Here is a 13,768-nt window from a genome sequence, read left to right as displayed (position 1 = left end):
CCGCGTCGCCCGTTCAGGCGCACCTTCCGCAAAGGGAAGGCTGCGAACGCCCGCTCCGCCAAACACGACAAAAGCACGAAAAACACGCGCCCTTCCACCATGGCGCACCTCTCGCAAAAGCGAGAGGCTGCGCACGCACGCTCCACTTGGCAACGCCAAACGCTCATAAAACTCCGCGTCGCCTGTTCAGGCGCACCTTCCGCAAAGCGGAAGGCTGCGAACGCCCGCTCCGCCAAACACGACAAAAGCACGAAAAAACACGCGCCCTCCCACCATGGCGCACCTCCCGCAAAGGGAAGGCTGCGACCGCGCGCTCCATTCAACAAAACTGAACGCTCAAAAATTCCGCGTCGCCCGTTCAGGCGCACCTTCCGCAAAGCGGAAGGCTGCGAACGCACGCTCCATTCAACAAAGCTGAACGCTCATAAAACTCCGCGTGCGTCGTTCACTTTATTTCTAAAAGCCTGTATAGTTTTCGGCGAGTTTAAAAGTTTAAGGGGTTTTTTATGGAAGAGAATATCACGGAGGTTATCACGAACCTCGTGTTCCAGATGGCAGTCATCATTTTTGCCGTCCGCGTGTTCGGAAAACTGGCGGCGAAAGTCGGAATCCCGTCGGTTTTGGGGGAGCTGATTGCGGGAATCGTAATAGGGCCGTTCGCGCTTGGCGGAATTCCGTTTCCTGGGTTTCCGCACGGGCTTTTCGGCGTCGAGAATTCAATCGCGGGCGCCGTAAGCCCGGAGCTGTATGCGTTCGGGCAGATTGCGTCCATAATCCTTCTTTTCTCTTCCGGGCTTGAGACGGATTTGTCCCTTTTCCTCAAGTATTCCGTTTCCGGTGGAATAATCGGGCTTGGCGGGGTCGTCGTGTCGTTCATTTTCGGCGACATCTGCGCGCTGTGGATTCTTCCGATGCTCGGCGCGGATTGCTCGGGATTCATGGACATAAAGTGCCTTTTCTTCGGAATTATGTCCACCGCGACGAGCGTCGGAATCACGGCGCGCATACTTTCGGACAAGAAGAAGATGGATTCCCCCGAGGGCGTGACGATTCTCGCGTCGGCGGTCTTCGACGATGTTCTCGGAATTGTCCTCCTCGCGATTGTCATGGGAATCGTCGCGGCGCTCGGAACCGGCGGAACGCTTTCCGGCGGGAAAATCGGGCTTATCGCGCTCAAGGCGTTCGGCGTTTGGCTTGTCGCGACCGTCGTTTTCATCGCCATCTCCAAGAAAATCGCGAAATTCGTGCGTCTTTTCGGAGGCACGTATGACTTTTCGATTGCGGCGCTCGGCGTCGCGTTCCTCCTCGCCGGCTTCTTCGAGAAACAGAGCATCGCGATGATAATCGGCGCGTACACGACGGGGCTTGCGCTTTCTGGAACGGACATCGCGCCCGTCATCGAGGAGAGAATCCACGGGCTTTACAAATTCTTCGTGCCGCTTTTCTTCGCCGTCACCGGCATGAGCGTCGACGTGTCGCACCTTTTCACGCGGGATGTCCTCGTCTGCGGCGGAATCTACACCGTCGTCGCCGTCGTGTCGAAGCTTATCGGCTGCGGCGGTCCTGCGCTCGCGCTCGGGTTCAACATTAAGGGCGGGTTCCGCATCGGCGCGGGAATGATTCCCCGCGGAGAGGTCGCGCTCATCATCGCGGGAATCGGGCTTGCGGCGAAAGGTCCGGACGGGCTTCCGATAATCGGGCCGGAGCTTTTCAACGTCGTAATCCTCATGACGCTTGTCACGACGCTCATCGCGCCTCCCATCCTCAACATCTCGCTTAGCATAAAGGGAAGGGGAACGAAAAAGGAGGTCTCGCTTTCCGAAAGCCAGCAGTTCATCTGGGATTTCAAGGATTTCGAGATTGCGCGCCTTGTCCTCGACTCGTTTATACGCGACCTCCGCGCGGAAAGCTTTTACGTGCAGACGATGAACATGGACGAGGGGCTGACGCACGCGCGTAAGGAGAACATCTCTATTTCGATTCAGCAGGACGGGAGCGTCCTCACAATCGAGGCGGCTCAGGCAGACATGGGATTCGTGAAGGGCGAAATCTACGAGGTCATGCTCCGCCTGAACAAATCGCTCGCGACGCTCGGCTCACTCCGCAATACGGACAAGCTCCAGTACGGGTTCGCCAGCCCCGAGAACAGGGTCGAGAAGCTCGCGTACAAGATTCTCGACGAGAAGTGCATTTCGTGCAGCCTCAAGGGGAACACAAAACAGGAGATAATCGAGGAGCTTTCGGCGATGCTGTCGAATTCCGGCTGCGTCACGGACGGGAAGCTTCTCGTCGCCGACATGAAAGCCCGCGACGAGGCGATGAGCACCGGAATCGGAAAGGGAATCGCGATTCCCCATGCGCGCACGGACGGCGTTTCGGAAATCTGCGTCGCGATAGGAATCAAGAAGGACGGAATCGACTTCGGCTCGCTCGACGGCCTGCCTTCCCGCATTTTCGTCATGATTGCCTCTCCCGCGTCAAAGTCCGGCCCGCAGATGCGCGTCATGGCGGCGCTCACCGGAGCCCTTTCCAAGGACGATGTCCGCTCCGGAATTCTCGCCGCAGAGACACCCGCGCAGGTCATGGAGCAGCTGAAAGGCGCGTGCAGGTAAAGGCGTCCCGTTTTGTTTTTGCGCGTTAGCCGTTGGTTTATGGGACGGGACGTTCACCGGCACGTTCGTGCCTACCGTGGCGGATGAGGGCGTCTTGTTTTGTTCATGCGCGTTAATTGCTGATTTTTTTTATGACGGGACGTTTTGCGTCCCGTTTTTGTTTTTGCGTGGAAATTAGCTGGGGTGGAGTTATTTGAATTGTTTTCCGGGGCCGCTGGCGAGATGCCAGATGCCGGCTGTTTTTTTCCAGATGCGCTGGTTCTCGGAGCCGCGGAATTCGAGGGCGAGGTTTTTCTTTTCCTCGATGAATTTGCCGTCGACGACGTAGTCGAGGCAGTCGAGGATTCTCTGAGTATGCTCCGTCCGTTTTTTTCCGTCCGCCGCCTGCAAATCTTTGTCGAGGAGATAGCCGCTCCACGCCCAAATGTCCTTGCGGGGGAACGTTTGTTTTGCTTTCTCAAGGAACGGGGCGAGCGCCTGCTGGTTTTCCTCCTCGAACGGCTCTCCGCCCAAAACGGAAAGCCCCGTTATGTGCGGGGGTGCGAGGAGCGAGAGGATTTTTTCTTCCGTCTCCGCGGTGAACGGCTGTCCGTATGAAAAATCCCACGTCATGTAGTTGAAGCAGCCTTTGCAATGGTTCCTGCAGCCGGAGACGAAAAGCGAGACGCGGATTCCGAGCCCGTCCGCGACATCAAGATTCTTTATTTCCGCATAGTTCATGAGCCGATTATAGTGCGTTTGACTTTTTTCCGCATGGGGGTCCTGCTTCCGGGGAAAAGGCGGATGATGATTTTTCTGATTTGGAAACGGCGGAAATCATGTCAGTAAAATACAAAAAAAAGTTTTCGGAACCGCGAAGGCGCGCCAGCATTGCCTGTACACCAGTTTTCCACAGGGTTTTCCACAGGTTATCCACAGATTCGATAATTGACACCGCCCGACTTCCAAACTATATTTATCCAATAATGAAAAAAACGCTAGATATAGCGTACTTTTTACTAAAAATGGCCGAAAATACACAAAAACACGACGCGGCTGTGTCAAGTGGTTCCGGACATTTTTTTGCAGAAAAAACGGGGATTGAAAGGCGTATGAAAATCATCAAAAGAAACGGTGAAGAGGTTCTCTTCGACTCAAAAAAAATCATAACGGCAATATCCAAGGCTAACAAAGAGGTTCCTCTCGCTGAGCAGCTGAGCAAATCGACGATAGAACAAATCGCGAAGCGTATCGAGGAGCATTGCGCGACCGTCAACACGGAGATGAACGTGGAGGCGATTCAGGATTTGGTCGAGGACGAAATCATGAAGGCGAGCGCGTTCACCATCGCGAAGAAATACATAACGTACCGCTACCAGCATGCGCTCATGCGGAAATCGAATTCGACCGACAAGCAGATAATGTCGCTCCTTGAGTGCCAGAACGAGGAAGTCAAGCAGGAGAATTCGAACAAGAACCCCACCGTCGTTTCCGTCCAGCGCGATTACATGGCGGGCGAGGTGTCGAAGGACATCACGAAGCGCTTCCTCCTCGACGACGAGATTGTGAAGGCTCACAACGACGGAATCATCCACTTTCACGACGCGGACTACTTCGCGCAGCACATGCACAACTGCGACCTCGTGAACCTTGAGGACATGCTGCAGAACGGAACGGTCATTTCCGGGACGAAAATCGACAAGCCGCATAGTTTCTCGACGGCGTGCAACATCGCCACACAGATAATAGCGCAGGTCGCGTCGAGCCAGTACGGCGGGCAGAGCGTCTCCCTCACGCATCTCGCTCCGTTCGTGGAGGTGAGCCGCCAGAAATTCTTCAAGGAAATCGAGGAAGTCGAGTCGCAGACGGGCGTCGATTACACTGACGAGCAGAAGAAGGCGATTGTGGAAATGCGCCTCCGCGACGAGATAAAGCGGGGCGTACAGACGATTCAGTATCAGGTCGTGACGCTCATGACGACGAACGGGCAGGCGCCGTTCGTGACCGTGTTCATGTATCTCAACGAGGCGCGGAACGAGCAGGAGAAGGCCGACCTCGCGATGGTGGTTGAGGAAGTCCTGAAGCAGCGCTTCCAGGGCGTGAAGAACGAGGCGGGATTCTGGGTCGCTCCGGCGTTCCCCAAACTCATCTACGTTCTTGAGGACGACAACATCGAGCCTGACGGAAAATACTATTATCTCACGGAGCTTGCGGCGAAATGCACCGCGCGGCGGCTCGTTCCCGACTACATCAGCGAGAAGAAGATGAAGGAGCTCAAGGGCGACGTCTACACGTGCATGGGCTGCCGCTCGTTCCTCACGCCGGACAGGTTTACGGGCGCGGGGCTCGGCAACATCGCGAACGCCGGAAACTACGAGGAAGGGAAGAAGAAATACTACGGCCGCTTCAATCAGGGTGTCGTCACGATAAACCTCGTCGATGTCGCATGCTCTTCGGGGCGCGATATGGACGCTTTCTGGAAGATATTCGACGAGCGGCTCGAGCTTTGCCACAAGGCGCTCATGATTCGCCACAAACGGCTTCTCGGAACGCCGAGCGATGTCGCTCCCATCCTCTGGCAGAACGGCGCGCTTGCCCGCCTCAAGAAGGGCGAGACAATCGACAAGCTTCTGTTCAACGGGTATTCGACGATTTCCCTCGGGTACGCGGGACTTTGCGAGTGCGTCCGCTACATGACGGGAAAGAGTCACACCGACCCGAGCGCCACGCCGTTCGCGCTTGACGTGATGAGGCGGATGAACGAAAAATGCGCGGAATGGAAGGCGGAGAGCAACATCGATTTCTCTCTTTACGGAACCCCGCTCGAGTCCACGACGTACAAATTCGCAAAATGCCTCAAGAAGCGGTTCGGCGAAATTGAGGGCGTCACCGACAAGAACTACATCACGAACAGCTACCACGTTCACGTGACTGAGCCGATGGACGCGTTCACGAAGCTCACGTTCGAAAGCCAGTTCCAGGAACTTTCCCCCGGCGGCGCGGTCAGCTACGTCGAGGTGCCGAACATGGAGAACAACATCCCGGCAGTCATGGCGCTTCTCAAGCACATCTACGAGAACATCATGTACGCCGAGCTAAACACGAAGAGCGACTGCTGCCAGAAATGCGGCTACACCGGAGAAATCAGGATTGTGACCGACGGCCAGAACAAGCTCGTGTGGAAATGCCCGAACTGCGGCAACACCGACCAGTCCACGATGAACGTCGCTCGGAGGACGTGCGGCTATATCGGAACGCAGTACTGGAACCAGGGAAGGACGCAGGAAATCAAGGAAAGAGTCCTGCACCTGTAGGAAAAGGAAAACGGAAAGCGGAAAACTGAAAATAAAAAAGTTGGATGCTTTCCGTTTTTTTTGACGGCGGAGATAATTTATGCGTAAAAATATCAGTTTGAATAATTTTACACTGAACGAAATGTTCGTCTACATGAAAAATGGCGAAAAAGGACTTTAGGAAGTTCTTGATGCATACCCAATCGGATATGTAAGCCACAGAAAAGACGGTGAATATATTAAAATTCGCCAAGGTTCAGGCGGCTGGATAAAACTTGAAGGCAGTGAAAACGAAAATTTTGAGTACAGTAAGGGCACGTACTTCATCGCAAAGGCGGACACTCCGGTTCTTGTTGATGGAAGTTATGATGAAGGCTGGTTTTTGCAAAAGGACGGTGAAGTCACAGATATACAGCATTTTGCAAAAGGGAGCTCCATCAGAGTTGTAAATTTTCTGCGAGAAAAATTTGAGAAAATGTACGGCAAAAAAACAAAAGTCGATGACTGGACGAAATCAAAAGGGCTCGGATTTATAACAGACGGAACGGAAACGCGTTTTGTCGAATTGCATTGGTACGATGTGAAAAACTTCGGAAGATTTGAAATAAAAGAAAAATGGGAGGAAAACTAAACATGAATGTAAGAACAAGACCAACAAAACCAGATCCAATGATAACTAAAAAGGTAAACTACAAAGTGCGATACATAGGTGAAATGACATTAAGTCTTACCCCCGGCGGAATCTATCAATGTGTCGCCGAGATTACGGAGCCGGCACTAAAAGGCTATTTAGGAGTAATCGATGAGAGCGGGGACTCGTACGTCTATTCTCCAAAGCTCTTTGTAAAAGTTGAATAGTAAAAAGCGGAAAGCGGAAAACTGAAAATAAAAAGGTTGGATGCTTTCCGTTTTTTTGACGGCGGAGATAATTTACGCGTAAAAATATCAGACGGAAACACGTTTTGTCGAATTGCATTGGTACTATGTGAAAAACTTCGGAAAATTTGAAATAAAAGAAAAATGGGAGGAAGACTAAACATGAATGTAAGAACAAGACCAACAAAACCAGATCCAATGATAACTAAAAAGGTAAACTACAAAGTGCGATACATAGGTGAAATGACATTAAGTCTTACCCCCGGCGGAATCTATCAATGTATCGGAGAAATTATCGAGCCACCACAAAAAGGCTATTTAGGAGTAATCGATGAGAGCGGGGACTCGTACGTCTATTCTCCAAAGCTCTTTGTAAAAGTTGAATAGTAAAAAGCGGAAAGCGGAAAACTGAAAATAAAAAGGTTGGATGCTTTCCGTTTTTTTGTGCCGTTTTTCTGCATGTTTTTCGATTTTTTGTCCGATTCTGTTGACTATTTTTTGAAAAACTTGTAAAACTCTTCGCATGACAAAGGTGTCAGAGGCAAACGCTTCGCAGTGGTATGTCCACGGAGTTTTTGCCTAAGGCATTTTTGTCTTTTTTTTTGCCTGCATGGGATACCTGCCGGCAAAAAATATGAAATTCTGCTTCCTGCGTCCGATGGGCGAGGGGCAAAAGGGGTTACGCTGTATGGCTATCAAAGAATTCAATGTGAAGAACGCGTACTGCAAGCGCGTGTGGGATGAGTTGAAGACTCGTTATGCCGACCAGGAGCACTTCCTCCAGGCCGCAGGTCTCGTTCTTGAGACTCTTTCGCCTGTCGTGGACACGATGCCCGAGCTTGAGGCGACCGCTGTTCTTGAGCGCTTCGTCGAGCCGGAAAGAATCATTATGTTCCGCGTTCCTTGGACAGATGACGCCGGAAAGCCCCACGTGAACCGCGGATTCCGCGTTCAGTTCAACAGCGCAATCGGACCGTACAAAGGCGGTCTCCGCTTCTCTCCCGAGGTCGGTCTCGACGTCCTCAAGTTCCTCGGTTTCGAGCAGGTTCTCAAGAACTCCCTCACAACGCTCCCGATGGGCGGCGGAAAGGGCGGTTCTGATTTCGACGGACACGGAAAATCTGACGCCGAAATCATGCGCTTCTGCCAGAGTTTCATCACCGAGCTTTACAGGCACATCGGAGCCGACACGGACGTTCCCGCTGGCGACAAGGGCGTCGGCGGAAAGGAAGTCGCCTACATGTTCGGCCAGTACAAGAGGATTACGAACCAGTTCACGGGCGTTTTGACTGGAAAGGGTCTCGACTTCGGCGGTTCTTTGATTCGCCCGGAGGCGACCGGATACGGACTCATCTACTTCGCGGAGTGCATGCTCAAGGCTGCCGGAACCGATTTCAAGGGCAAGGTCTGCTCAATCTCCGGTGACGGAAACGTCGCGCAGTACGCCTGCGAGAAAATCACGCAGCTCGGCGGAAAAGTCGTCACATTGTCTGACTCAACAGGATACATCCTCGACGAGGACGGAATCGACGCGGAGAAGCTCGCCTACGTCATGGAATTCCGCGGACGCAAGGAAAAGATTGACGCTTACGTCAAGAAGTTCCCCAAGGCGAAGTTCTTCAAGGGCGAGAAGCCGTGGGGCGTGAAGGTCGACTGCGCGTTCCCGTGCGCGACTCAGGACGAAATCTACATGGAAGACGCGCAGAAGCTCGTCGCGAACGGCGTGAAGCTCGTCGCGGAGGGCGCGAACATGCCGACCCGTGCCGACGCAATCGCGTTCCTCCAGCAGAACGGCGTTCTCTTCGCTCCTGGAAAGGCGTCAAACGCCGGCGGTGTCGCGGTTTCCGGCCTCGAGATGTCTCAGAACTCAGAGCGCCTCTCATGGACGCGCGAGGAAGTTGACGCGAAGCTCAAGCAGATTATGACGAACATCCACGACAACGCGTTCGAGACTGCGAAGAAATACGCTCCCTCGAAGACGGTGGACTATGTTTCCGGCGCGAACATCTACGGCTTCCTCAAAGTCGCCCGCGCTATGATGGCTCAGGGATTGGTCTAAGCCAATGTGACCACGAGAATTCGCGAAGCGGATTCTCGCAGAACTTCGCACAAGCGAAGTTCCTGGCTCAGGGATTGGTCTGATATGAATCTTTCTGGTGGCTGAGCGCAGTCGAAGCCGCCATGACAACCCGCTTGATTTTTGCGAATCTTGCGGGCTTTTTTTTTGCCCTTCCGGTTTTGCTGTGCGCGTTTTGTCGCTTTGCATCTGCGTTTCGGAAAATATGGTTCGGTGCGGCAAAAAAAATCCTTCGGAACTGTTTTCCGAAGGATTCCTGTCATTCTGCTACGTTAGTCCTTTATTTTGCAAAATTAAAAAATCTGAGGAACGTTTTTTCGTCTCGAAACCGGCATCATCATAGAATTTTCACGGGGGATTGAGAGGCGTGCCGTTCTGCGTGCGGCAGCCGTGTTCAGTGATTTCAGAAACGGGGACGTCTTTTTCCGTATGTAAAATTTTCTTTACAAAGCGGCTGTTTCGTTGTGGGGCTGGGCGGGCTTCATATATAATCGCGTTATCTGAAGCGGCAACGAAGTTATCGGACATGTATTGCCGCGGAACCGGTGTTGCAGATGAAAAAACGATTTTTGCCCGTTCTGCTTTCCGTTCTCGTCCTGCTCTTCCCGCATTACGGGATGACTGTGCGTACGGCAGTGTTCTCTCCGGCGGGCGGCGGGCTGAAAATCGTCGAGGAACGTTCGTCAGCGCACGAAATGCTTCCCATGCAGGTGAGTGAGCCTGGTTCGCCCCATCTTCGCTCGGGGGTCTCCCACCGGAAATCCTTTCCGGAAGGAAAAAACTCCGCGTGGGATTTCTGGCGGAGCGATTCCGTTCCGTTCCGTTCGGTGCCTCTTTCTCGCGATGCGCGCGTGCTGTTCTCTTCGAGTGTCCTTCTCCTTCCGAAACCGATTCTCGTCTTGATTTTCCTCCAGACCGTTTTCTGAAAAGTCCTTTCCCAAACTGAACGGCTTTGTCCTTCTTGACGGAGCCGGAAAAAATGCCGCAATCGCGCGGCACTGATGATTTTCTCGTTTATGGAGCCTATATGGTTAGTTTTGTGACGATTGCAGTCATTTTTGTCGTCGTGACAGGCTGCTGCATCATCTTTTTCAAATAGGGGAATGATATGCTTGAGATTTTTTCGAATCTTGTTATGGTCGCCGGATGCTCGGTCGTTTTTTCGTTCATCTTTTCTGCCGTCGGGGTCGCAATCGACAATCTGGGCGAGCAGTGCGTTTCGATGATTGATAGAAGGCGCACAATACATAGATGACGGCTTTGCGCGGAAAAGATGCTGCTTCCCCGCACGGCGGGCGCTTTCTTTTCCGCGCATCTTTTTGGAAGAACATCGCGGCGGATTTCGGTACAATGTCGCCATGAACATTTACATCACGCGCCACGGGCAGACCGACTGGAACACCGTCTGGAAGCTTCAGGGGCGCACAGACATCGCATTGAACGCAACGGGAATCGAGCAGGCGCGGAAGACGGGCGAGGGGCTGCGGAGAGCGGGGATATCGTTCGACATTGTGTATTCAAGCCCGCTCAAGCGCGCGCTGGCGACGGCGGAGATTATGAGCGGCTTTCCGCGCGGCGCGATAAGGACGGACGAGCGCATAATAGAATTGTCGTTCGGGAGCGCGGAGGGAACGACGCCCGAGGACAGAAAACGCAGGAAGGAGCTTTCATGGTTCAATGATTTTTTCGACGCGCCGGAAAAATACGAGCCGCGCGACGGTGCCGAGCCGTTCTCGTCGTCTCTTTCCCGCACCGCCGATTTCTGGGAGAACGAAATCCGCGCGCTTGAGGGAAAAGCCGGGAACGTTCTGGTCGTCACGCACGGTGGCGCGCTCCAGTCCCTCCTCCTGCATATCGACAAGCGGAGCCTCCGCGACTACTGGAAGGTCAGCTTCCAGAACTGCGCGATGAACCTGGTAACGCTCGAGCGCGGGGTGTTCCGCCTTGAGTGGACGAGCCGCCTTTTTGAGTAGCCGCATGTTCCGTACGTTTGACAACTGGTGCTTTTCGAAATATAGTCACTTCCATGGATGCTTCTTATTTTTGGAACGGCGTCGCCATCGCCTTGTCGGAAAAGGACCGGTGCGCGTCGTGGCTTTGCAAGGAGGCGGGGCTTTCTCTCCGCACTATGAAAAACCGGATGAAAAAAGGCATTCAGCCGCGGCTTGACGAGGCGGTGCGCATTTCCGAGGCGCTCGCTCTCCCGCTTGAGTCGCTCTGCCGCGCACCCGGAAGCTGCACGGGTATGCCGAGGTCGAAGCCGAAGGAATTTTACGACGGCGGCTTCAAAGTTCCCGTCTACGAGCAGCTTTTTTCCGCGGGGCACGGGCAGTTCCTCGCGGACGAGGAGGAGATCGCGGGATACATCGCGGCGCCCGATAATCTCAGGAGGTTCGACGGGCATCTCGCGGCGACATTCGTGCGCGGGGATTCGATGGAGCCGACGCTTTTCAGCGGCGACACGATAATATGCGACAATCTCGGTTATGACGGCGACGAGGGAATCTACCTGATTCATTACAAGGGAATGGGATTCGTCAAGCGCCTGAAGAGAAGCGGCGGCGGCATTTCGATTATCTCCGACAACCCCGCCTACGAGCCGATGTTCGAGCGGGGGACGAGCGAGGATTTCCGCGTCGTCGGGAAAGTCCGGCACGTCGTCCACTAATAGGGTTTTGCGCCGTGAACGCTATTTTTTCCGTTCATGGCTTTTTTTTTGCCCGCGCATTCCTGACGAACCTTATAAAAAAAATGTTAGATTTAAATGCGAAAGTGACTTAAACTTGTATTGATTTTATTTTAAAAATATGTGAGTAAGGATGGTAGTGATGGAAAAAAAGAAAAAGCACATATCGCTTATGATGGAGGTACTTATAGGGAATGTCGGCTCGATGCTGATTGTGGCCGTTTTTCTTTGTATTTCCTGCCTGTTTGTCATGTTCAAGAACATCGACAAGGCGACCTTGAATTTAATCAATCTTACGATGGACAAGCTCAACAATGAGATTTCGGGAATCCTCGGGGATTACAACGATATCGTCGTGAACTTGTCGAACGCGCTTTCTCCGATATGCGATGACAAGGATTCGATGGAGCGCATCGTGAAAAGCATGGGCCGGAACCTTTCCGGCGATTATCTTCTTTATTATTCGACGGCGGAGCAGATTTGGGACGGCGGGTTCCTGATTTCGAATTCGGGATGGACTCCGCCAGATGATTTCGACATGAAGTCGCGCCAATGGCACAAGAACGCGCTTTCCGGAACTTCTGGCGTCTGCTATACGGAGCCGTTCAAGGACGCGAACACGGGAAAGACAATCGTCACGATAAGCTGCAAGGTCGTTGACGGCGGCGGAAAGACGGTTGGCGTCTCGGGGTTCGACGTCGTGCTCGACGCGCTTTCCGAGGCCGTTCGGAACATAACAATTTCCAAAAGCAGCAAAATATATCTCGTGCTGAATGACGGCCGTTTCCTCACGAACCCGGACGCGGGCGCGATAATGTCGGAGAACTACCTCGATTCCGTCTCGTTCCGGTCGTACGCGAAAAATTCGTATCTCGACGGGAATGCGAAGGCGTTTATCGAGAGAGGCTCGTTCTACGGCGTCCATAAAATAAGCGGCACGGACTGGTTCATCGTCGTGGATGGCGACGTCTCCGATTTTTCCGAGGAGACGGTCGCGTACGTGCTGATGCTTCTAGTGGCGCTCGCCGCGATAATGTTCGTCATGATTCTGGTTGACGTCGTTTTTTCGAACAGGGTCTCGAAATGTTTCAAGTACATCGCTTCCGGCTGCGATTTGATTGCGCACGGCGATTTCTCTCGGAAATATCCCGATTTCGTCACCGTCGAGGCGTCCGTCCTTTCGCGCGGGTTCAACATGTTCTCCGAGCGGCTTCAGGACATAATCGGAAGCATGAAGCAGTCCCAATCCTCGCTCGGACAGGCGGGCGAATCCCTCAAGAACGGGACGTGCGATACGGAGAAGGCGATTTCCCGCATCACGGAAAGCACCAGCCACATGGGGGAAATTCTCCGCACGCAGAACAGCAGCGTCGAGCAGACTGCGGGAAGCGTGTCGAAGATAATCTCGGAAATCTCGTCGCTTGAGCGGCTCGTCGGTGAGCAGGCGCAGTTCGTTCAGGGGGCGTCGAGCGCGGTCGAGGAGATGATAGGGAATATCGGCGAGGTCAACAGGAACGTCGACAGGATGGCATCGTCGTTCGCCGTTCTCGAGTCCGACGCGGAAAGCGGGGCAAAGACGCAGGAGGAGCTTCAGCGGCAGATTGGCGAAATCGAGAGCCAGTCGCAGCTCCTCAGCGAGGCGAACACGGTGATTGCCTCGATTGCCGAGCAGACGAACCTTCTGGCGATGAACGCGGCAATCGAAGCTGCCCATGCGGGGGAGGCCGGAAAGGGATTCGCCGTTGTCGCCGATGAAATCAGGAAGCTTTCCGAAACATCTTCCACGCAGTCGAGGACAATCGGCGAGCAGCTCGGAAGCATTCAGGCGACAATCGGTACCGTCGTCGAGGCGACGCAGCGTGGTGTCCAGGGGTATACCCATCTCGCGAGCGAAATCCACTCGACAGGAAGCCTCGTCCACCAGATAAAGGCGGCGATGGAGGAGCAGGAATCCGGCTCTGCGCAGATTACGGGCGCGCTCCACGAGATGAACGAGAGCACCGTCAGCGTGCAGAATGCGTCCCGGAGCATGAACGAAAGCAGCCGTGTCATCAGCTCCGAGGTCGGGAACCTTCAGAATGAGACGCTCGTCATGAGCCAGGGAATGGAGGAGCTGAACGGGAGCGCGTCGACTATATCGGCGACGGGAAAAACGCTTTCGGAAATATCGTCCGTCGTCGAGGATTCGATTGCCGAAATCGGCCGGCAGATTGCGAAATTTCAGGGCTGATTGCCAAAAAGCCGG

The 13,768-nt window shown here is 53.7% G+C and carries 12 protein-coding genes; 11 read left to right on the top strand and 1 reads right to left on the bottom strand.

What is annotated here, in order from left to right; translation table 11 throughout:
* Positions 1–506: 506 nt before the first annotated feature.
* Entirely contained in the window at positions 507–2,612 is a 2,106-nt protein-coding gene (locus TRESADRAFT_RS11780) for a cation:proton antiporter domain-containing protein (RefSeq protein WP_002705951.1), read from the top strand.
* A 189-nt stretch (positions 2,613–2,801) separates the two neighbouring features.
* Here the strand turns inward: TRESADRAFT_RS11780 and nrdG are convergent, their stop codons facing one another.
* On the bottom strand, positions 2,802–3,332 hold the full coding sequence (gene nrdG / locus TRESADRAFT_RS11775; protein WP_002705949.1) for an anaerobic ribonucleoside-triphosphate reductase activating protein: 531 nt from the start codon (positions 3,330–3,332) through the stop codon (positions 2,802–2,804).
* Between the two features lie 371 nt (positions 3,333–3,703).
* On the opposite strand from nrdG, the gene nrdD reads away from it, so the two are divergent.
* From nrdD to TRESADRAFT_RS11735, 10 genes are all read left to right on the top strand, one after another.
* Positions 3,704–5,905 carry an anaerobic ribonucleoside-triphosphate reductase gene (gene nrdD / locus TRESADRAFT_RS11770; RefSeq protein WP_040843052.1) on the top strand — a complete coding sequence of 734 codons (2,202 nt, stop codon included), beginning with the start codon at positions 3,704–3,706 and terminating at the stop codon, positions 5,903–5,905.
* 361 nt (positions 5,906–6,266) lie between these two features.
* Positions 6,267–6,515 carry a hypothetical protein gene (locus tag TRESADRAFT_RS16090; protein WP_141607375.1) on the top strand — a complete coding sequence of 83 codons (249 nt, stop codon included), beginning with the start codon at positions 6,267–6,269 and terminating at the stop codon, positions 6,513–6,515.
* A 2-nt stretch (positions 6,516–6,517) separates the two neighbouring features.
* Complete coding sequence (locus TRESADRAFT_RS11765; RefSeq protein WP_002705943.1) at positions 6,518–6,742, top strand: hypothetical protein; 225 nt, start codon at positions 6,518–6,520, stop codon at positions 6,740–6,742.
* Positions 6,743–6,922: 180 nt separating this feature from the next.
* Positions 6,923–7,147, top strand: a complete 225-nt coding sequence (locus TRESADRAFT_RS15730) for a hypothetical protein (RefSeq protein ID WP_002705942.1) — start codon at positions 6,923–6,925, stop codon at positions 7,145–7,147.
* Between the two features lie 301 nt (positions 7,148–7,448).
* Complete coding sequence (gene gdhA, locus TRESADRAFT_RS11755; protein ID WP_141607373.1) at positions 7,449–8,819, top strand: NADP-specific glutamate dehydrogenase; 1,371 nt, start codon at positions 7,449–7,451, stop codon at positions 8,817–8,819.
* A gap of 572 nt (positions 8,820–9,391) precedes the next feature.
* Positions 9,392–9,763 carry a hypothetical protein gene (locus tag TRESADRAFT_RS11750; RefSeq protein ID WP_141607371.1) on the top strand — a complete coding sequence of 124 codons (372 nt, stop codon included), beginning with the start codon at positions 9,392–9,394 and terminating at the stop codon, positions 9,761–9,763.
* Positions 9,764–9,945: 182 nt separating this feature from the next.
* Entirely contained in the window at positions 9,946–10,092 is a 147-nt protein-coding gene (locus TRESADRAFT_RS16320; protein WP_159100066.1) for a hypothetical protein, read from the top strand.
* A 103-nt stretch (positions 10,093–10,195) separates the two neighbouring features.
* Positions 10,196–10,810 (top strand): histidine phosphatase family protein, encoded by a 615-nt coding sequence (locus TRESADRAFT_RS11745; protein ID WP_002705939.1) that lies wholly within the window; start codon positions 10,196–10,198, stop codon positions 10,808–10,810.
* A gap of 53 nt (positions 10,811–10,863) precedes the next feature.
* Positions 10,864–11,505 carry a S24 family peptidase gene (locus TRESADRAFT_RS15345; RefSeq protein WP_002705936.1) on the top strand — a complete coding sequence of 214 codons (642 nt, stop codon included), beginning with the start codon at positions 10,864–10,866 and terminating at the stop codon, positions 11,503–11,505.
* A 160-nt stretch (positions 11,506–11,665) separates the two neighbouring features.
* Positions 11,666–13,753, top strand: a complete 2,088-nt coding sequence (locus tag TRESADRAFT_RS11735) for a methyl-accepting chemotaxis protein (protein WP_002705934.1) — start codon at positions 11,666–11,668, stop codon at positions 13,751–13,753.
* Positions 13,754–13,768 lie beyond the last annotated feature (15 nt).

The organism is Treponema saccharophilum DSM 2985, assembly GCF_000255555.1.
In the GTDB taxonomy this organism is placed as follows: Bacteria; Spirochaetota; Spirochaetia; order Treponematales; family Treponemataceae; genus Treponema_D; species Treponema_D saccharophilum.
The sequence above is the reverse complement of the archived record's forward strand: the minus strand, read 5'-3'. Positions and strand labels throughout refer to the sequence as shown.

Coding starts and splice junctions, on each gene's coding strand:
- TRESADRAFT_RS11780 (WP_002705951.1), top strand. CDS start 507: ATGGAAGAGAATATCACGGAGGTTATCACGAACCTCGTGTTCCAGATG.
- nrdG (WP_002705949.1), bottom strand. CDS start 3,332: ATGAACTATGCGGAAATAAAGAATCTTGATGTCGCGGACGGGCTCGGA.
- nrdD (WP_040843052.1), top strand. CDS start 3,704: ATGAAAATCATCAAAAGAAACGGTGAAGAGGTTCTCTTCGACTCAAAA.
- TRESADRAFT_RS11765 (WP_002705943.1), top strand. CDS start 6,518: ATGAATGTAAGAACAAGACCAACAAAACCAGATCCAATGATAACTAAA.
- TRESADRAFT_RS15730 (WP_002705942.1), top strand. CDS start 6,923: ATGAATGTAAGAACAAGACCAACAAAACCAGATCCAATGATAACTAAA.
- gdhA (WP_141607373.1), top strand. CDS start 7,449: ATGGCTATCAAAGAATTCAATGTGAAGAACGCGTACTGCAAGCGCGTG.
- TRESADRAFT_RS11750 (WP_141607371.1), top strand. CDS start 9,392: ATGAAAAAACGATTTTTGCCCGTTCTGCTTTCCGTTCTCGTCCTGCTC.
- TRESADRAFT_RS16320 (WP_159100066.1), top strand. CDS start 9,946: ATGCTTGAGATTTTTTCGAATCTTGTTATGGTCGCCGGATGCTCGGTC.
- TRESADRAFT_RS11745 (WP_002705939.1), top strand. CDS start 10,196: ATGAACATTTACATCACGCGCCACGGGCAGACCGACTGGAACACCGTC.
- TRESADRAFT_RS15345 (WP_002705936.1), top strand. CDS start 10,864: ATGGATGCTTCTTATTTTTGGAACGGCGTCGCCATCGCCTTGTCGGAA.
- TRESADRAFT_RS11735 (WP_002705934.1), top strand. CDS start 11,666: ATGGAAAAAAAGAAAAAGCACATATCGCTTATGATGGAGGTACTTATA.